18 protein-coding genes are annotated in these 17,776 nt (G+C 56.6%); 12 read left to right on the top strand and 6 right to left on the bottom strand.

What is annotated here, in order from left to right:
* The first annotated feature begins 242 nt into the window (after window positions 1-242).
* The 9 genes from hmeg3_RS08590 to hmeg3_RS08550 all read left to right on the top strand — a co-directional run bounded on the left by hmeg3_RS08590 (window position 243) and on the right by hmeg3_RS08550 (window position 9,008).
* Entirely contained in the window at window positions 243-1,967 is a 1,725-nt protein-coding gene (locus hmeg3_RS08590) for a methyl-accepting chemotaxis protein (protein ID WP_094563361.1), read from the top strand.
* 393 nt (window positions 1,968-2,360) lie between these two features.
* A complete protein-coding gene (locus hmeg3_RS08585) occupies window positions 2,361-2,651 on the top strand; it encodes a hypothetical protein (RefSeq protein ID WP_094563360.1) in 291 nt (96 codons plus the stop codon).
* A complete protein-coding gene (locus tag hmeg3_RS08580; RefSeq protein ID WP_232511933.1) occupies window positions 2,641-3,198 on the top strand; it encodes a putative toxin-antitoxin system toxin component, PIN family in 558 nt (185 codons plus the stop codon). The genes hmeg3_RS08585 and hmeg3_RS08580 overlap by 11 nt, the downstream gene beginning before the upstream one ends.
* 152 nt (window positions 3,199-3,350) lie before the next feature.
* On the top strand, window positions 3,351-4,511 hold the full coding sequence (locus hmeg3_RS08575) for a pyridoxal phosphate-dependent aminotransferase (protein WP_094563358.1): 1,161 nt from the start codon (window positions 3,351-3,353) through the stop codon (window positions 4,509-4,511).
* A 56-nt stretch (window positions 4,512-4,567) separates the two neighbouring features.
* Complete coding sequence (locus hmeg3_RS08570) at window positions 4,568-5,284, top strand: enoyl-CoA hydratase-related protein (protein WP_094563357.1); 717 nt, start codon at window positions 4,568-4,570, stop codon at window positions 5,282-5,284.
* A gap of 82 nt (window positions 5,285-5,366) precedes the next feature.
* Window positions 5,367-6,596, top strand: a complete 1,230-nt coding sequence (locus tag hmeg3_RS08565; protein ID WP_157739230.1) for a GNAT family N-acetyltransferase — start codon at window positions 5,367-5,369, stop codon at window positions 6,594-6,596.
* Between the two features lie 164 nt (window positions 6,597-6,760).
* Entirely contained in the window at window positions 6,761-7,453 is a 693-nt protein-coding gene (locus hmeg3_RS08560) for a glutathione binding-like protein (RefSeq protein ID WP_094563355.1), read from the top strand.
* A gap of 230 nt (window positions 7,454-7,683) precedes the next feature.
* Complete coding sequence (locus tag hmeg3_RS08555; protein ID WP_094563354.1) at window positions 7,684-8,427, top strand: NAD(P)-dependent oxidoreductase; 744 nt, start codon at window positions 7,684-7,686, stop codon at window positions 8,425-8,427.
* Complete coding sequence (locus hmeg3_RS08550) at window positions 8,424-9,008, top strand: cupin domain-containing protein (protein WP_232511932.1); 585 nt, start codon at window positions 8,424-8,426, stop codon at window positions 9,006-9,008. Before hmeg3_RS08555 ends, hmeg3_RS08550 begins: the two co-directional genes overlap by 4 nt.
* A 36-nt stretch (window positions 9,009-9,044) precedes the next feature.
* On the opposite strand, the gene hmeg3_RS08545 is transcribed toward hmeg3_RS08550, so the two are convergent.
* The 6 genes from hmeg3_RS08545 to mfd all read right to left on the bottom strand — a co-directional run bounded on the left by hmeg3_RS08545 (window position 9,045) and on the right by mfd (window position 15,777).
* Complete coding sequence (locus tag hmeg3_RS08545; protein WP_094563353.1) at window positions 9,045-9,497, bottom strand: MaoC family dehydratase; 453 nt, start codon at window positions 9,495-9,497, stop codon at window positions 9,045-9,047.
* 89 nt (window positions 9,498-9,586) lie between these two features.
* Entirely contained in the window at window positions 9,587-10,237 is a 651-nt protein-coding gene (locus hmeg3_RS08540) for a 3-oxoacid CoA-transferase subunit B (protein ID WP_094563352.1), read from the bottom strand.
* A gap of 14 nt (window positions 10,238-10,251) precedes the next feature.
* On the bottom strand, window positions 10,252-10,947 hold the full coding sequence (locus hmeg3_RS08535) for a CoA transferase subunit A (RefSeq protein ID WP_094563351.1): 696 nt from the start codon (window positions 10,945-10,947) through the stop codon (window positions 10,252-10,254).
* Between the two features lie 84 nt (window positions 10,948-11,031).
* Window positions 11,032-11,394, bottom strand: coding sequence for a hypothetical protein (locus tag hmeg3_RS08530; RefSeq protein ID WP_094566216.1), 363 nt, complete (start codon window positions 11,392-11,394; stop codon window positions 11,032-11,034).
* Window positions 11,395-11,416: 22 nt separating this feature from the next.
* Complete coding sequence (serB, locus tag hmeg3_RS08525; RefSeq protein WP_094563350.1) at window positions 11,417-12,259, bottom strand: phosphoserine phosphatase SerB; 843 nt, start codon at window positions 12,257-12,259, stop codon at window positions 11,417-11,419.
* 62 nt (window positions 12,260-12,321) lie between these two features.
* Window positions 12,322-15,777, bottom strand: a complete 3,456-nt coding sequence (gene mfd, locus hmeg3_RS08520; RefSeq protein WP_094563349.1) for a transcription-repair coupling factor — start codon at window positions 15,775-15,777, stop codon at window positions 12,322-12,324.
* Between the two features lie 223 nt (window positions 15,778-16,000).
* Between mfd and ispD the strand changes: the two genes are divergently transcribed.
* The 3 genes from ispD (at window position 16,001) to hmeg3_RS08505 (ending at window position 17,589) form a co-directional block, all read left to right on the top strand.
* Window positions 16,001-16,732, top strand: a complete 732-nt coding sequence (gene ispD / locus hmeg3_RS08515; RefSeq protein WP_094563348.1) for a 2-C-methyl-D-erythritol 4-phosphate cytidylyltransferase — start codon at window positions 16,001-16,003, stop codon at window positions 16,730-16,732.
* Window positions 16,729-17,223: a 2-C-methyl-D-erythritol 2,4-cyclodiphosphate synthase gene (ispF, locus tag hmeg3_RS08510; RefSeq protein WP_094563347.1), complete on the top strand. Its 495-nt coding sequence runs from the start codon at window positions 16,729-16,731 to the stop codon at window positions 17,221-17,223. Before ispD ends, ispF begins: the two co-directional genes overlap by 4 nt.
* A gap of 162 nt (window positions 17,224-17,385) precedes the next feature.
* Window positions 17,386-17,589 (top strand): cold-shock protein, encoded by a 204-nt coding sequence (locus hmeg3_RS08505; protein ID WP_007878889.1) that lies wholly within the window; start codon window positions 17,386-17,388, stop codon window positions 17,587-17,589.
* Window positions 17,590-17,776: the final 187 nt, after the last annotated feature.

Genomic DNA, 17,776 nt, shown 5'->3' with positions numbered 1-17,776 from the left:
ACGCCATCTGCCTTTATCCCCTTGCTAGCAACAAGGAAGTGTTGCTAATTCACCAAAGCCAAAAGTAATTCTCCCGCCTCCTAAACTTATTCTTAGAATAGTCGTTCACGGTCATACGCGGTATGGGGCACATAATCATAGTAATCAAGCCCTCCCGCTCCCACATTTGCTGCACAACAAAGCATCAGGAATTGCATTGCTCCATCGAAGCAAGCCGCTACATTCACTGACAGGGAGGCTCTATGAAGTGGTTTTACGATTTGCGGATTTCCAAAAAACTGTTAATCTCGTTCATCCTCGTTCTCGCGTTGACCACGACGCTCGGTATTTTCTCCATCATCCAGCTCGGCAAGGTCAATCAGGCGTCGACCGATATCGCGACCAACTGGATGCCCAGCGTCACAACCTCCCTCGAACTGAAAGTGCTGCTGGTGCGTATTCGTACGGTCCAGCTACAACACGTGCTGTCGAGCAAGGAGGAAGATTTCGTCAGCAATGAAAAACTGCTCGACGACATGGTCCCTGCCATCAAGAAGAAGCTGGCTGACTACGAAAAACTCGTCGATACGGATACCGAGAAAGCCGTCTTCCCTCAGTTCGTCAAAAACCTTGATGCTTTCCTTATCCTGCAAAAAAAGATCCTTGAGCTCTCGCGCGCCAACAAGAACGACGAAGCGCGCGACGTAATCGTGAAGGAAGCCACACCGATTTATCTGGCCATGTTCGCCAATGCCGACAAGCTCGTCACCGTCAATCAGGAAGGCGCCAAAGAAGCCGATCAGGCCGCAGAAAATACTTACCGTTCTTCACGCATCCTGATCGTGGCCATGCTCGCCGGTTGCATTGTCATTGGCATGCTGATGGCGACCTGGGTCGCACGTATTGTTTCCAACCCGTTGCGCGAGGCCGTCGATGTTGCCCAACGCGTTGCCGGTGGCGACCTCACCGCAGATATCCATCCGGCCAGCAAAGACGAAACCGGCCAGTTGATGACCTCGCTCAAAGCGATGAACGACAGCCTGTTCAAGATCGTCAGCCAGGTTCGCCAGGGCACTGATACCATCGCCACCGCCTCAAACGAAATTGCAGTCGGTAATCTGGATCTCTCCAGCCGTACCGAACAGCAAGCCAGCTCGCTGGAAGAAACCGCCTCGTCGATGGAAGAGCTCACCTCCACCGTCAAGCAAAATGCGGACAATGCGCGTCAGGCCAACCAGTTGGCGGTCTCCGCTTCCGAAGTGGCAATCCAGGGCGGCAGCGTGGTCGAACAAGTGGTCAGCACCATGGGATCAATCAACGATTCTTCCAAAAAAATCGTCGACATCATCAGCGTCATTGATGGCATCGCCTTCCAGACCAACATCCTTGCGCTGAACGCCGCGGTTGAAGCTGCTCGCGCCGGTGAACAAGGCCGTGGCTTTGCCGTGGTGGCGTCGGAAGTGCGCAGTCTGGCGCAACGCTCGGCCAGTGCTGCCAAAGAAATCAAAGCCCTCATTGATGACTCCGTAGAAAAAGTCGATACCGGCAGCAAGCTCGTCGCCCAAGCTGGTTCGACCATGAGCGAGGTCGTCAGCAGCGTCAAGCGCGTGACCGATATCGTCGGCGAAATCAGTGCTGCCAGCCAGGAGCAAAGCACCGGCATTGGCGAAGTCAATCAAGCCATTACGCAGATGGATGAAGTGACTCAGCAAAACGCAGCGCTGGTAGAAGAAGCTGCTGCCGCAGCGCAATCGCTGCAGGACCAGGCAGCGAAACTAGCGGAAGTCGTCAGTGTTTTCAAACTTGACAGCACGCATGTCAAGGCTAGCCCTGCCGTCAAACCTGCAGCAAGCAGACCCATGACGCCGGCGGTGAAGGCGATCCAACCATCCAGGCTCGCCGCAAGCGCAGTTGCTCCAGCACCGCAAGCGCCGCGCCAGATCAAACAACCCGCAGCCGATGACGGCGGCTCCTGGGAGCAGTTCTGATTACCTTCCTCGTAGTGACACACAAGACCGCATGCAATCCAGTGCGGTCTTTTTTTTTGCCTGCTTTCCGCCTGCCTTTTTCTCCACCTCTTGCTTGCCATCAATCCATCAACACACCATTGAAGATAGTCAATAAACAGCCGATAAACCGGTTGATGCTTCTAGTTGAGCAGATGCTGCATACATAGATTAGTATTTGGCTATGGAACAATGCAGAAATCGGGCAGACAAAGCGTAAGGAAGAAAGCAACAGACTTCGTCTGCCTTATCGTCAGTTTTATCGCAACATGGCCAATCCGCTCTATATCGATAATGCGGACGATGTAAAGACGCCAACAAGCAGCGAAGTGCTTTGACGAAAATTCCTGCACAACCCGACACACTGGAGGAGATATGAAACGCGACAAATCACTGATGGCGGATATCCTTAAAACGCTGTCCTCATTCGGCACGTCTTACGGCGATGTTGAAAAGATCCAAAGCAATCTCACCGCCCAGAACACCCCGCCGGAGCTGATTCTGCATCATCTGCGGCTGCTGCACGATCGCGGCCTGGTGGCGGTCGACATTCATCAATTCTGGCGCGTCAGCGATCAGGGCTACGACGTCCTTGATGCAGGCAATGACCTCAACGCCCCCGCCAGCCAGACAGATACTACGAAAGCACGCGGTTTTGACAATTAGTACAGAAACAAGCAGCACATCGTCGGGCGGCATATTGCCCCTGGCCCCTGCCTTTTCCCCTCCTGCCGGCGCAGATGTAGAAGCAGGCAAGACGCGCCGCATCGTCCTTGACACCAACGTTTGTCTGGATCTGTTCGTTTTCCGCGACCCTCGCTGGGCGGCCTTGCTGCAGGCGATGGAAAACCGGGAAGTTCATGCCGTCACCCGGGAAGACTGCCGCATGGAATGGCTGGTGGTACTCAACTACCCTCACTTGCCGGTCACGGAAGACGAGAAGCCCGGTATTCGCGCCGAGTTTGACCGGCTGATCAGCTGCCTCCCAAATGCAACCGTCAACACCTTCGGCCTGCCGATCTGCACCGATCCCGATGATCAAAAATTTCTGGAGTTGTCACTGCAGGCCGAGGCCGATGTGCTCATCACCAAGGACAAGGCCTTGCTCAAACTGGCGAAAAAGACTGCCCGCAAGAACATGTTCGCCATCATGACGCCGCAAACCTGGCACGCTGCCCGTGCCGCCGGTGCGATGTCGGCAGCATTGCCATAGGCCGCATAAAAGCGGGATCGCAGAACAACAGCACCAGCAAGCCGCGCACCAAGCCGTAACAGCGTCCAAAATCCGGCTAAAATGCCATCTCTGTCTGTTCGCCGTCCCATTATTCGTGTACGCGTTTTTTACCTATTTCACAGATTTCCGCAATGAGCCAGCCCGTCAATATCGTTTCCAAACTGCCCAATGTCGGCACCACTATCTTCACCGTCATGTCGGCGCTCGCCAGTGAAAAAGGTGCGGTCAATCTCGGTCAGGGCTTCCCCGACTTCGATTGCGATCCGGCGCTGGTGGATGCCGTCACGCATGCCATGAAAACCGGCCTGAACCAGTATCCGCCGATGGCGGGCGTGCCGGTGCTGCGCGAAGCAATTGCGAAAAAAATCCAGGCGCTGCACGGCCACAGCTATGACCCGATCAGCGAAATCACCGTCACCGCCGGCGCCACGCAAGGCATCCTGACATCCATTCTGTGCGCGGTGCACGCCGGCGACGAAGTGATCGTGATTGAACCGGCTTACGACTGCTACGTACCGGCGATCGAACTCGCCGGCGGCATTCCCGTCTTCGTCCAGATGACCGTCAGCGGCGAAGGCTACAGCGTCCCGTGGGACAAAGTCGCTGCAGCCGTCACCAGCAAGACGCGCCTCATCATGGTCAACACGCCGCACAATCCGACCGGCTCCATCCTGAAGAAAGCCGACATCAACGCGCTGGCCGACATCGTGCGCAATACCGGCATCCTGATCCTGTCCGACGAGGTGTACGAGCACATGGTCTACGACGGCCAGAGCCATGAGTCGCTGTGCCGCCATCCTGAACTCGCGCCGCGCACCTTCATCAACTCCAGCTTCGGCAAGACCTATCATGTCACCGGTTGGAAAGTCGGTTTCGTCGCTGCGCCTGCCGCCATGACTGCCGAATTCCGCAAGGTGCATCAATTCAACGTCTTCACCGTCAACACGCCTGTGCAGTACGGCCTGACGGAATACATGAAGAATCCTGCGCCCTACGTCGAGCTGCCGGCCTTCTACCAGCACAAGCGCGACCTGTTCCGTGAGGGACTGAAGAACACACGCTTCAAGCTGCTGCCATCGGAAGGCACCTACTTCCAATGCGTGGAATATGGTGCGATTTCGGATTTGCCGGAAGCGGAATTTTCCAAATGGCTGACCACAGAAATCGGTGTTGCCGCGATTCCGGTTTCAGCCTTTTACAACACGCCGAAAGAATCCGGCATCGTGCGCTTCTGCTTCGCCAAGAAAGACGAAACCTTGCGCCTGGCGCTGGATCGGTTGGCAAAACTGTAAGCCGTCATCCGTATCAAAATAACGACAACAACAAAGCCAAAGAAAAGCGCGACTCCATGACCGCAGAACTCAAAGCAAGCCGCCACGACGCCACACTGGTTCTCACATTTGCCAATCCAGGGCAGCAAAACGCATTCGACGGCAGCGTCCTCGCCGCCGCCATCGAAACCCTGTCGAAGGCCGAACGCGATGACTCCGTCCGCGCCATTGTGCTCACCGGCGCCGACCAATGCTTTTGCAGCGGTGTGGAAGCCGGCAAGGATCTGGAGACGCAAGTTGTCGTTTTGGAAAACCTGCAAAATCTGATCGAAACCATCCGCAGCTTTCCCAAGCCGATCATCGCCGCAGTTGAAGGTGTTGCGATCGATGCCGGTTTTTCGCTGGCGCTGGCCAGCGATCTGATCGTTGCAGGCCAGAACGCCAGCTTCGGCATTTCACCCGCGCAAATCGGCACCTGGGCCGTCGGTGGCGCTTCGTGGTTCCTGCCTCAGCGTCTACCCCAGCAATGGATTGCAGAAATTCTGCTCGATGCCAAACCACTTGGTGCAGCCCGCCTGCATGCCGCCGGACTGGTCAACAAACTCAGCGCGGACGGTACCGCGCTGGACAAGGCGCTGGCTTGGGCCGAGCAGCTGTCGGCATCGCTGGCGTCTGCGCCGGCGGCGTTTGAGCAATTCAAAACGTTGCTGGGCAACGCTTCCAGTACTACACTATCTGAATCTTTCTCATCAGAAAGACACCGCTTACTCACAAAACGCCCAGGAACAACGTAGTTCCGTTTTAGGCATCGCCTGCATCTGAGGCTGACTTCTTTATTGTTCACCACCTTCTTTCACGATGGCGCCATTGTCCACAATGAGTCAGAAGAATGTGCAAGACACCCGCCAAGAGCACGACGTCGCGATGGCAAATGCGCCTGCTTTGTCTGCGTCGCCCGCGCTGCCCGAGCCGCCTGACATCAGCGGGCTGCATCTGGAGCTGATCCGCGACCCGGGAGACCTCATCGCGCTCACGCCGGAATGGGATGCCTTGAGCGACACCCTGCCCTTTCAGGTGCCGTTCACGACCGCGTCGTGGAATATCCTTTGGTGGCAGCATCTGCGCGCCACCCGCACGCTGATTCGCGATTGCCTGCATGTCTTTGTACTACGCGACCAGCAAGACAAACTCATCGCCATTGCACCGATGATCATCAGTATCAGGCCCGGTATCGCAGCCTGCGGTGTGAGAGTTCTGCAATTCTTCGGCGCGGATCCCAACATTACCGAAATCCGGGGCATGATCTGCCATCCCGCTCATACCGATGCGGCCATCACTCTACTGCAGGAGTATTTGCAAGAACACAAGCAACGATGGGATTGGGTCGAATGGCAAGGCTTGTCGCCGTCTCAGGCCGAAAAGCTCTCTGCACCAGGTACTCCACAGCCCAAAGCGCGCGTGATGTGCTACCTGCCGCTGCCCGGGCAATGGGAAGAGCTCAAAAGCAGTTTATCGCGCAACATGAAAGAAGCCATCCGCAAGTGCTTCAACTCCCTCAAACGTGACGGACATCAACATGCCTTCACGGTAGTGGAACAGACCGCAGAAATCGCTCCCGCCTTGATGGCATTCTTGCGCCTGCACAAACTGCGCGCCAAAAATCCGGAAGGTGTTCTTCATGCCAATGTCTTCCGTGATCGCAAAAGCCGTCAATTTTTGTCTGCCTACGTGGGCGCATCGTCGGCACAAGGACGGCTGCGCTTATTCCAGCTCAGTGTAAATGGGGAGATTGTTGCCAGCCGCATTGGTTTTCTCAGTAAACGGCAGCTCTATCTTTACTATTCCGGCTACGACGCTGCCTGGGGAAAATATAGCGTCATGACGACACTGGTGATTCACATCATGCAATGGGCCATTGCCAACGACGTCGACTGCGTCAATCTGTCGACCGGCAGAGATCCCTCCAAGCTGCGTTGGCAGCCCCTGGAGATGATTCAACACAACGCCATCCAGATCTCCCCGCGTCTGCGTGCCAGCGTTTTGTTCAAGGCATATGTGCACTTGCGCAGCTATCCGTTCATGCATCGTCTCTCGCGCAAAAAATAGAAATCGCAGGCCCAGAATCCACTTCCGAAAAACGGCGCTGCTCTGCGCGTTTCAATCCCTTCGGCTACACTAGCCGGGCGTAGTTAAACCCTCGAATGCACGCCTGTTTTGCACAGTCGTCAGTGCAGTAATCCGAACACTTATCAGACAAAAAAAGGAAGACCATGATTGACGTTTACAGCTGGGCCACGCCAAACGGCCACAAGGTCCACATCATGCTGGAAGAATGCGGCCTGGACTATCGCGCGCACGCCATCGATATCGGTGCCGGCGACCAGTTCACCGAAGATTTCCTGAAGATTTCGCCGAATAATAAAATCCCCGCCATCGTTGATTCCGACGGTCCTGACGGTAAGCCGATTTCGATGTTCGAATCGGGCGCGATCCTGATTTATCTGGCAGGAAAAACCGGTAAATTTCTCGGCACCACCGATCGTGAAAAATTCAATGTCCTGCAGTGGGTGATGTTCCAGATGGGCGGCCTCGGTCCGATGCTCGGCCAGGCGCATCATTTCCGTATCTACGCGCCGGAAAAAATCGACTATGCCGTCAATCGCTACAGCAACGAAGCCAAGCGTTTGTATGGCGTGCTCGACAAGCAATTGTCCAAGACCGCTTACCTCGCCGGCGACGAATACACCATCGCCGACATCGCCTGCTTCCCATGGACGCGTTCATGGAAAAACCAGGGTATTGAACTGAGCGACTTCCCAAACGTACAGCGCTGGTTTGACGCCATCAATGCACGCCCCGCCGTACAACGCGGTGTCACCGTGCTGGCCGACAAGCGCAAGGCGCTGACCGACGACAAGGCGAAAGACATCCTGTTCGGCAATACGCAATACCAGAAGCGTTAATGCCTCCGCATTAACCGCTTTGGCGGATAGCCGATTGTGCTGTCCGCCCTCTTCTCGCCCTCTTCTCGCCCTCTTCTCGCCCTCTTCTCTCCCTCTTCTCTCCCTCTTTTTCTGCTGTGCTCACTATCCTCTCCATTCGCAATCATGGCCTAGTCATTTAGCGCATTTTTGGCTCTTTTTTAGAACCATTCTCCGTCTTAGACTGAACGCTCCAATGACGAGGAAACATGATGAGCGAAAAAATATTTCTGGCCGGCGCGACAGGCGCGATCGGCACAGTGCTGATTCCACTGCTGGTGAATGCGGGTTATGTGGTGTACGGCAGCACGCGCCAGCAGGCGCGCGCCGAGAAACTGAAAGCATTGGGCGCAATCCCGGTCGTGGCGGACGTCTTCGATGCGAAAGTACTTACTGCAGAATTGATCCGGATTGCCCCGGCAGCCGTAGTCCATCAGCTTACCGATCTGCCTCAACAGCTTGATCCACAGGCCATGGCCGAAGCCGGATCGCGCAATGCGCACCTACGCAATGCCGGCACCCGCAATCTGATCAACGCAGCCCTCGCGGCAGACGCCAAACGCATGATCGCGCAAAGCATCGCCTGGGCCTACGCAAGCGGCAGCCAACCTTATGGGGAAGAAAGTGCATTGGACATCAATGCGGAAGGCGCTCGCCGCGTCAGTATCGACGGCGTCGTGGCATTGGAGACGCAAGTGCTGCAAACGCCTGGCTTGACAGGCACGGTGCTGCGTTACGGCCAGTTGTACGGCCCCGGCACATGGAACCTGGAAGCAAAAGGCGTCAGCCCGGTGCATGTGGATGCCGCAGCGTATGCCGCCTTGCTGGCACTGCAAAAGGAGGCTGCCGGTGTATTCAACATCACGGAAGACAATCCGGAAGTGAACAATGCCAAGGCTCGCAAGCAGCTCGCCTGGGATCCGGCTTTCCGTACCAAAAACGGTGCAAAATCGTGAATCTGTCCGTGCCGGCTTTGCCAGCGCGCCGCCATAGTTATCGCAGGCTCTTGTTGAGTCTGGCAGGCGGTTTCCTGCTGGCGCAATCGTCGATACCGCACGTCGCCGCACGATGGATCACCGACACGTGCATCTCCGGCGGTGCAGCCAATTTACCCTTCTCCAGTCCGGCACCGATGGAGACCGCCTCGTCATCGGTGTCACCATCATCGTCAACTGTCCCGCGACCAGCAACTGCGATCAAGGTGATCTCGTGCGAGCCCCTGCCCAACGTCCCCGGCAAATCCATCACGACGACGATGGTGGACTTCCCGCCGTTGGCGCATTCAGCGCCTCACCGTCATCCCGGATCGGTCACTGCCATCGTATTGCAAGGGACAGTGCGCTCACAGATGGAAGGCGGCCCGGTCGTCAACTACCAACAAGGCGAAGCCTGGATAGAGGCACCACGCGCCCTGCACGTGCTTGCGGAGAATCCCGACCCGGTCAAACCTGCGCAGCTGCTTGCCATCTTTGTGGCCGACGCCCATTGCGGGCCGCTGGTCGTCCCGGAACCCGCATCGCCGACGACCGCGCAATGAGACGGGTTAAAACATGAAGTGAAGTCTGACCACTGATCAGTAACGGCGAACGATGAACTCCGCCACGCACACCGGCTTCTCGCTGCCTTCGCGTTCCAACGTGATCTCCCACACCACTTGTGCGCCGCCGGGGATCTCTTCGACAGACTGCAACGTGATACGACCGCGCACCTGACTGCCGACCGGCAGCGGCGATGGGAAGCGTACCCGATTGAGACCGTAGTTCAGCAGCATCTTGACGTTGCCCATGGAGATACTCTGCCCCATGATTTTCGGCAGCAGCGCCAGCGTCAGGAAACCGTGCGCCACCGTGCCGCCGAATGGCAATTCGCGCTTGCTGCGCTGGACGTCGACGTGAATCCATTGATGATCGCCGGTAGCGTCGGCGAACAGGTTGACCTGGTCTTGTGTGACTGCGATCCAGTCGCTGACGGCGACTTCCTGTCCGACCAGCTCATTGAGTGCTTCAATGCTTGCGATTTCGCGCATGGGTTTCCTTGTTTGTTCTTGAAAAAATCATAAAAAAAAGCGCCGGCTGATTCTTCAGCCGACGCCATTGTCATTGCTCACAGCGACATCTATACCGCGCTCACATCCAATGCGGCTTCGGTATTGGCGATGACTTCTTCCTTGGTCACACCCGTCGCCAGCTCAATCAGCTTCAAACCAGTCGGCGTCACATCGATCACACCGAGATCGGTAATGATGCGATTGACCACACCCACACCGGTCAGCGGCAGATTGCATTGCTTCAGGATCTTTTGCGAGATGCTGCCGTCCTTGCCTTTGGCAACGTGCTCCATCAGCACCACCACGCGGCCGACGCCGGCCACCAGATCCATCGCGCCGCCCATGCCCTTGACCATCTTGCCCGGAATCATCCAGTTGGCCAGATCGCCCTGCTGCGACACCTGCATCGCGCCGAGGATAGCGATATTGATCTTGCCGCCGCGAATCATGCCGAAGGAATCCGCCGAGCTGAAGAACGACGAGCCTGGGATCGTCGTCACGGTTTGCTTGCCGGCGTTGATCAGGTCGGCGTCGACCTTGTCTTCGGTCGGGAAAGGGCCGATGCCAAGCAGACCGTTTTCCGATTGCAGCCAGACTTCAATGTTGCTGGGAACGTGATTCGCCACCAGGGTCGGCAAGCCGATGCCGAGGTTGACGTAAAAACCGTCTTGTAATTCCTTGGCTGCGCGCGCAGCCATTTCGTCTCTGGTCCATGCCATGTTCTAGTCTCCTCTTACTTCGACACAGTGCGTTGTTCGATGCGCTTTTCCGGCGTGGCGTTGACCACGATGCGGTGCACGAAGATACCGGCGGTATGGATCTGATCCGGGTCGAGCTGACCGACTTCGACCAGTTCTTCCACTTCGACGATGGTGATCTTGCCGGCCATGGCGACGTTGGGGTTGAAATTGCGTGCGGTCTTGTTGAAGACCAGGTTGCCGGCTTTGTCGGCCTTCTGTGCCTTGACCAGCGAGATGTCGGCCACCAGCGAGCGTTCCATGACGTAGTTGACGCCGTCGAAATCGCGGATTTCCTTGCCTTCGGCGACAAGCGTGCCGACACCGGTTTTGGTGAAGAAGGCCGGGATGCCGGCGCCCCCTGCACGCAGCTTTTCAGCCAGCGTGCCTTGCGGGGTGAATTCCAGTTCCAGTTCGCCAGCCAGGTATTGGCGTTCGAACTCTTTGTTTTCGCCAACGTAGGACGCGATCATCTTCTTGATCTGGCGTGTGGTCAGCAATTGGCCGAGGCCGAAACCGTCGACACCGGCGTTGTTGGAGATGGCGGTCAGATTCTGTACGCCGGAGTCGCGCAAGGCGGCGATCAGCGCTTCAGGAATGCCGCACAGGCCGAAACCGCCGACAGCAATCGTCTGGCCGTCCTTGACGATGCCGGATAACGCGTTGGACGCGTCGGGATAGACTTTGTTCATACGGTCGCCTCTCTTTTCTGAATTATGCTGAAAACCTGCCGGGACATTCTAATCCAACTATGTGACAAGAACGTGCAAGCGCTATTACACGGGCATGGCTTTATTGTCGTTCAGATCCAGCCAGCCCTTGATGATGCGATAGGCCTTCCAGATCCAGGCCAGTGACCAGATCAATACCGCCAGCGGAATACCGATGATCGTCATCCAGATCAAGCCACCGGCAAACATCCAGAACAGATACCACCAGAACGAGCGGATCTGCCAGCGATGATGGCTGTAGACAAAGGTGTCGGCGGCATCGCCACGCTTGATGTAGTTGACGATCAACGGCAGCCACGACAGCATGCCCAGCGACAACACCAGACTCAGGCCGTGGAAGATATACAGCCACCACGCCAGATCTTTGATTGACTTCAGGTCTGCATCCAGAACGATATCCTGATTCATGCTCATACGCCTCTCCTTCGGGTTATGCCACTATATTCAAGATGCCGTCGAGCCCCACAAAGTTCAATGCCACGCTTGCTTGTGCGCGTACCACCGGCTTGGCGCGGAACGCTACCGACAAGCCGCTTACCCCCATCATCTTGAGATCATTGGCGCCGTCACCCATGACGATAGCCTGTGATGTTGGCACACCAAGTTCGGCGCAAACGCGTTCGACAGTCAGACGTTTTTCTTCTGCGTTGACGATGCCGCCGACCACTTTGCCGGTGAGTTTTCCGTCGATGATTTCGAGTTGGTTCGAATGGGTGTAATCAAGATTGAGGCGCGTCTTCATACGGTCAGTGAAGAAGGTAAAACCGCCGGACACCAGCAAGGTTTTCAGGCCTGCAGCCTGGATCGCATTCAACATCTTTTCCGCACCCAACGACAGTTGCAGACGCTCGTCATAGACGCGTTGCAAAGCGCCGGCATCCAATCCCTTGAGCAAGGCGACGCGGCGCGTGAGGCTTTCGTTGAATTCGATTTCACCACGCATGGCGGCTTCGGTGATTTCAGACACCTGCGGTTTGAGGCCTTGCATGTCGGCGATCTCATCGATGCATTCGATGGTGATCAACGTCGAATCCATATCCATCGCCACCAGCTTGAAATCAGCCAGCGACCGGCCAGGTTCGATGAAAGCGTAGTCGACTTGTTGCGTCAGGCAGGCGGCATCAATCTGCACCTTGAGTGCATCGCTGTAAGTCACGCCTTCGCAACGCCAGGCGTGGGCATTGATGTCGACCACACGCGCAGGCTGCGCCAGTTGAATGATGGCCTCAACGGCGGCGCGTTCCGTGTGCAGTCCTTGGAGAATCAGGTTCATGTTCAGTCTTGTTTTAATGTCGTGAAATCGTTAGCTAAAAATTATCCTGCCGTAACGTCTCGTCATCCTACCAGCGAGCGCATGGTCGCCTTGATCTGATTCACACGCGCATTGAGGTCAGGCATGTTGGCGGTGATACGCAACTTGTCCTGGCCGTTGAGTTTGATATGGCGATTCTTCTGGATCAGTTCGATGATGCGCATGGCGTCAACCGGCGGATTCGGCACAAATTGCAGCAACGCCGATTCGGCATGCGCATCGATCTTGATGATGCCCAAAGGCTTGGCGGCGATGCGCAGGCGATGCGTTTCGACCAGCGCCTTGGCGACTTCAGGCAACTTGCCGAAGCGATCGATCAGTTCTTCCTGCAGACCGTCGATGGTTTCCTGCGAGGTGCAATTGGCGAAACGTTTGTACAACGACAGACGCTCGTGCACGTCACCGCAATAATCGCTCGGGAGCAATGCCGGTACATGCAAGTTGATTTCCGTTGTGCTGGCCAATGGTGCGGCGAGATCCGGTTCCTTGCCGTTCTTGAGCGAACGCACGGCCTCGTTGAGCATGTCGGAGTACATCTGAAAACCGATCTCGTGCATCTCGCCCGATTGATTGTCGCCGAGCACTTCGCCGGCGCCGCGGATTTCCAGATCATGCATGGCGAGGTAGAAACCGCTGCCCAGCTCTTCCATCTGCTGGATCGCCTCAAGACGGCGCTGCGCCTGCTTGGTCAGGCCCTTGACGTCATTGACCAGCAGGTAAGCATAAGCCTGATGATGCGAGCGGCCGACGCGGCCACGCAATTGATGCAGCTGCGCCAGACCGAATTTATCGGCGCGATGCATGATGATGGTATTGGCGGTCGGTACGTCGATACCCGTCTCGATAATCGTCGTGCACAGCAGAATGTTGGAGCGCTGCGCAACGAAATCGCGCATGACCTTTTCCAGATCGCGCTCATGCATCTGACCGTGGGCGATGACTACGCGTGCTTCCGGCAGCAAGGCTTCCAGCATGGCCTTGCGGTTTTCGATGGTATCGACTTCGTTGTGCAGGAAGTAGACTTGCCCGCCACGTTTCAACTCGCGCAGACAGGCCTCGCGTATCGTCGATTCGCCTTCGGCGCGTACGAAGGTTTTGATGGCCAGACGCTTTTGCGGCGCTGTGGCGATGATGGAAAAATCGCGCAAACCTTCCAGCGCCATACCCAGCGTACGCGGGATCGGCGTGGCGGTCAGCGTGAGCACGTCGACTTCTGCGCGCAAGGCTTTCAATGCTTCCTTCTGGCGCACGCCAAAACGGTGTTCTTCATCGATGATGACCAGGCCAAGGCGTGAAAACTTGATGTCGTCGGACAGCAATTTATGCGTACCGATAACAATATCGAGCGTGCCGTCGCCCATGCCCTTGATCGCTTGCGTGATCTCTTTGCCGCTGCGGAAACGCGACAACTCAGCGATGCGTACCGGCCAGTTGGCGAAGCGATCGGCGAAGGTCTGCGCGTGCTGTTCGGCCAACAAGGTCGTCGGCGCGAGAATCGCGACCTGCTTGCCACCCATCACGGCCACAAAGGCGGCGCGCAAGGCAACCTCTGTTTTACCGAAACCGACGTCGCCGCAAATCAGGCGATCCATCGGCTTGCCGCTGGTCATGTCGCCGATGACGGCGTTGATGGCGGCGGCCTGATCGGGTGTTTCTTCAAAGCCGAAGCTCTCGGCGAAGGTTTCGTAGTCACGTGCCGAATACTGGAAGGCATGGCCTTGGCGCAAGGCACGGCGTGCATACAGATTCAGCAATTCAGCAGCGGTATCGCGCACCTGCTGCGCCGCCTTGCGCTTGGCTTTTTCCCATTGTCCTGATCCGAGCGAATGCAGTGGCGCGTCATCCGGAGAGGCACCGGAGTAGCGCGAAATCACATGCAGTTGCGATACCGGGACATAAAGTTTGGTTTCCTTGGCGTATTCGAGATGCAGGAATTCAGTCTCGCCCTCACCCAGGTCCATACTGAGCAAACCCATGTAACGGCCGATGCCGTGATTGGCGTGCACGACGGGGTCCCCAATCTTCAACTCCGACAGATCGCGCACCATGTGCTCGACCTGCGTGACGGCCTCTTGCTTCTTGCGGCCCACACGTCGGCCTGACCCGGCGTAGAGTTCGGTCTCGGTGATGAAGCTGACTTCCGCGTCGACCAGCTCGAAGCCGGCATGCAGCGGCGCTACACCCAGCATCAAGGGCTCATTATTGGCGATGAAGCTTTCATAGCCATCGCACAGCGCCGGATGCAGATCGTATTCTTTGAAATATTGCTGCAGGGTTTCGCGACGGCCGTTCGATTCGGCGCAGAGCATGACACGCTTGCCGGTTTTGAGCAGATAGGCACGCAGATTGATCAGCGGATCTTCGCTGCGGCGATTGACGGCGATATTCGGTATCGGTGCCGACAAATCCGAGGGTGCATCGTCCGTTTGCAGCGCCAGGCGGCCGTACGGTTTGACTAGCGTGAAGAAATCTTCATCGGTCAGAAAAACCTGTTCGGGCGGCAGCACCGGACGTTCGCGGTCGGCCTTGAGAAAATTGTGGCGCGAGCGTGTGTCACTCCAGAAGCGCTTGATGGCCTGATCGATGTCGCCGACGGTGGCGAACAACGTGTTGTCAGGCAGATAGCGGAACAGCGTCGCGGTCTCGTCGAAGAACAGTGGCAGGTAGTACTCGATACCGGCCGAGGCGATGCCGTTGCCGATGTCCTTGTAGATGGCCGAGCGCGACGGGTCGCCTTCGAACACTTCGCGCCAGCGGCTGCGGAAGGCCGTGCGCGAGGTTTCGTCCATCGGAAACTCGCGTCCTGGCAGCAAGCGCACCTCGCGCACGGGATACAGCGAGCGCTGGGTATCGGCGTCAAAGGTGCGGATGGTTTCGATGGTGTCGCCGAACAGGTCGAGGCGATACGGCAAGGCAGAACCCATCGGGAAAATATCAATCAAGCCGCCGCGCACCGAATATTCACCCGGCGACATGACTTGCGTGACGTGGGTGTAGCCGGCCAGCGTGAGTTGCGTTTTCAGGCGCGCTTCATCAAGCTTCTCGCCTTGCTTGAAGAAGAAGGTGTAAGCCGCCAGAAAACCCGGTGGCGCCATGCGCAATAAGGCTGTCGTGGCGGGTACGATCAGGACGTCGCACTGTCCGTTTTGTACTTCATACAAAGTGGCCAGACGCTCGGACACCAGATCCTGGTGCGGCGAAAATGCGTCGTAAGGCAAGGTTTCCCAGTCGGGCAACAAATGGCAACGCAATTTGTTCTCGGTATTGCCGTCTCCGTCATCACGCTGAAACCACGGTATTTCGGACAGTAACCGCTGTGCATCGGTGGCATTGGCGACCACCACGGTCAGCATGCGCTTGTCAGCCTTCAGCGCAATGGCAGCCTGCGCCAGCAAATAGGCGTCGGCGGAGCCATGCACGGCAGGAGGAACGAAACGCACGCCCGGCTTGGGAAGAATTTTTTTCAGGTCAAAAGACATTGGCTGGATTGGGAGGCGCACCGAAGCGCGCAAAATACGACAACATGCAGCTGGATAAGACAAGGCCCGCTTAACAATGATTTGTTATCAGGCCCCGGATTTAGCTTTAGAATTCAGCCTCACATTATAAACGAAGCCCTCTGCAGACAAGGCCGCGCCCTTACCGACCTCGGGCGTGTCCGGCAGGCATTTCCTGCTTTCTGGCTGTCATGGCGCATCTCGCATGAGCGTCCCAATTTCACAGAACACCGCCAGGCATTTTGCGCTGATCCCCGCTGCGGGTGTCGGCGCGCGTCTGGGCGGCGCGATTCCCAAGCAATACATGCCGCTGGCGGGCAAGCCGATGCTGCAATACGCGCTCGATACCTTTGCCGGCAATGCAGCGATTGCCCATACGTTTATCGTCGTCAGCGCGGCGGACGGTTATATCGACGACTTCCTCGCAACACAGCCGCAATTGTCCGGCAAAGTGACGGTCGTACGTCACGGCGGTGAGACGCGCCAGGAAAGTGTGCACAACGGCCTGCTGGCAATCCGCGCGCAAGTTGGCGACAACGACTGGGTGCTGGTGCACGACGCTGCCCGCCCCGGCCTGAATGACGCCCTCCTCGACAAACTGATCGCTGCCTTGCACGACGACGATGTCGGCGGCTTGCTGGCCTTGCCGATCGTCGATACGCTCAAGCGCAGCAATGCATCGCGCGTGCTGGAAACCGTGCCGCGCAATGGATTGTGGGCCGCGCAGACACCGCAGATGTTCCGCTACGCGCTGCTGCAACGTGCGCTGGATGCCGCACAACAGCAAGGACGCGTGGGTGATATCACCGATGACGCCAGCGCCGTCGAGATGCTGGGACTGCAACCGAAACTGGTAGAAGGCAGCCCGCGCAATTTCAAGGTCACGCTGGCGCACGACGTCGCGCTGGCTGAACTATTTCTACAAGGACAAGAATGACTTTCCCCTTCCGCATTGGCCAGGGCTACGATTGCCACGCGCTCGTCACCGGCCGTAAACTGATTATCGGCGGCGTCGATATTCCACATAAAACCGGCCTGCTGGGTCATTCGGACGCCGACGTGCTGCTGCATGCGATCACCGATGCGCTGTTCGGCTCGGCCGGATTGGGCGATATCGGCCGGCATTTCCCGGATACCGCAGCCGAGTTCAAAGGCGCGGATTCGCGTGTATTGTTGCGCGAAGCCGTCAAGCGGCTGGCCGCAGCAGGTTACGCAATTGGCAATGTTGACGCGACGATTATTGCGCAAGCCCCCAAGATGGCACCCCACATACCGCAGATGACGGCGCATATTGCGGCGGATCTTGATATTGCCGTAGAGCAAGTCAATGTCAAGGCAAAAACCAATGAAAAGCTGGGTTATCTGGGCCGCGAGGAAGGGATCGCTGCCGAAGCGGTGGTTCTCGTATACAAACCAGCTGCAAATTAAATTGTTCCTCACGAGTGAAAACCACTTGCATTGGCAATTTAATCGGTATAATTAAATGGTCGTTAAGATTCGAGCTGGTAGTGCGGTATTAGTCTGTCATTCCTCTCTAGGTTTAAACGATAATAACGGGCAAAGCCCACATTAACTTATTTAGGAATTAACATGGCAACTGGTATCGTAAAGTGGTTCAACGACTCGAAGGGCTTCGGCTTCATTACTCCTGACGAAGGCGGCGAAGATCTGTTCGCTCACTTCTCGGCTATTCAATCGAATGGCTTCAAGTCCCTGAAAGAAAACCAACGCGTTTCTTTCGAAGTGACTACTGGTCCTAAGGGCAAGCAAGCTTCGAACATCCAAGCAATCTAAGCATCGCTTAGCAAGCTAGATGAAGAAAAAATCCCCGACATGTCGGGGATTTTTTTCGTCTGACGATTTTGCAGCGCTTACGGAAAAAATGCCTCCATTCAATCGCATCGGGCGCCTACAACTCTAGAATATTTTCTATAAAAACAAAGAAAAATCAGTCCTCCTCGATCATCATCCACTTACGTCG

It is taken from the genome of Herbaspirillum sp. meg3 (assembly GCF_002257565.1).
Taxonomy (GTDB): domain Bacteria; phylum Pseudomonadota; class Gammaproteobacteria; order Burkholderiales; family Burkholderiaceae_D; genus Herbaspirillum.
Note: the sequence above shows the minus strand (reverse complement) of the source record. Positions and strands in the feature narration are given on the sequence as shown.

Excerpts from the sequence above, each read along its gene's own strand:
- hmeg3_RS08590 (WP_094563361.1), top strand. The coding sequence starts at position 243 with ATGAAGTGGTTTTACGATTTGCGGATTTCCAAAAAACTGTTAATCTCG.
- hmeg3_RS08585 (WP_094563360.1), top strand. The coding sequence starts at position 2,361 with ATGAAACGCGACAAATCACTGATGGCGGATATCCTTAAAACGCTGTCC.
- hmeg3_RS08575 (WP_094563358.1), top strand. The coding sequence starts at position 3,351 with ATGAGCCAGCCCGTCAATATCGTTTCCAAACTGCCCAATGTCGGCACC.
- hmeg3_RS08570 (WP_094563357.1), top strand. The coding sequence starts at position 4,568 with ATGACCGCAGAACTCAAAGCAAGCCGCCACGACGCCACACTGGTTCTC.
- hmeg3_RS08565 (WP_157739230.1), top strand. The coding sequence starts at position 5,367 with ATGAGTCAGAAGAATGTGCAAGACACCCGCCAAGAGCACGACGTCGCG.
- hmeg3_RS08560 (WP_094563355.1), top strand. The coding sequence starts at position 6,761 with ATGATTGACGTTTACAGCTGGGCCACGCCAAACGGCCACAAGGTCCAC.
- hmeg3_RS08555 (WP_094563354.1), top strand. The coding sequence starts at position 7,684 with ATGAGCGAAAAAATATTTCTGGCCGGCGCGACAGGCGCGATCGGCACA.
- hmeg3_RS08545 (WP_094563353.1), bottom strand. The coding sequence starts at position 9,497 with ATGCGCGAAATCGCAAGCATTGAAGCACTCAATGAGCTGGTCGGACAG.
- hmeg3_RS08540 (WP_094563352.1), bottom strand. The coding sequence starts at position 10,237 with ATGGCATGGACCAGAGACGAAATGGCTGCGCGCGCAGCCAAGGAATTA.
- hmeg3_RS08535 (WP_094563351.1), bottom strand. The coding sequence starts at position 10,947 with ATGAACAAAGTCTATCCCGACGCGTCCAACGCGTTATCCGGCATCGTC.
- hmeg3_RS08530 (WP_094566216.1), bottom strand. The coding sequence starts at position 11,394 with ATGAATCAGGATATCGTTCTGGATGCAGACCTGAAGTCAATCAAAGAT.
- serB (WP_094563350.1), bottom strand. The coding sequence starts at position 12,259 with ATGAACCTGATTCTCCAAGGACTGCACACGGAACGCGCCGCCGTTGAG.
- mfd (WP_094563349.1), bottom strand. The coding sequence starts at position 15,777 with ATGTCTTTTGACCTGAAAAAAATTCTTCCCAAGCCGGGCGTGCGTTTC.
- ispD (WP_094563348.1), top strand. The coding sequence starts at position 16,001 with ATGAGCGTCCCAATTTCACAGAACACCGCCAGGCATTTTGCGCTGATC.
- ispF (WP_094563347.1), top strand. The coding sequence starts at position 16,729 with ATGACTTTCCCCTTCCGCATTGGCCAGGGCTACGATTGCCACGCGCTC.
- hmeg3_RS08505 (WP_007878889.1), top strand. The coding sequence starts at position 17,386 with ATGGCAACTGGTATCGTAAAGTGGTTCAACGACTCGAAGGGCTTCGGC.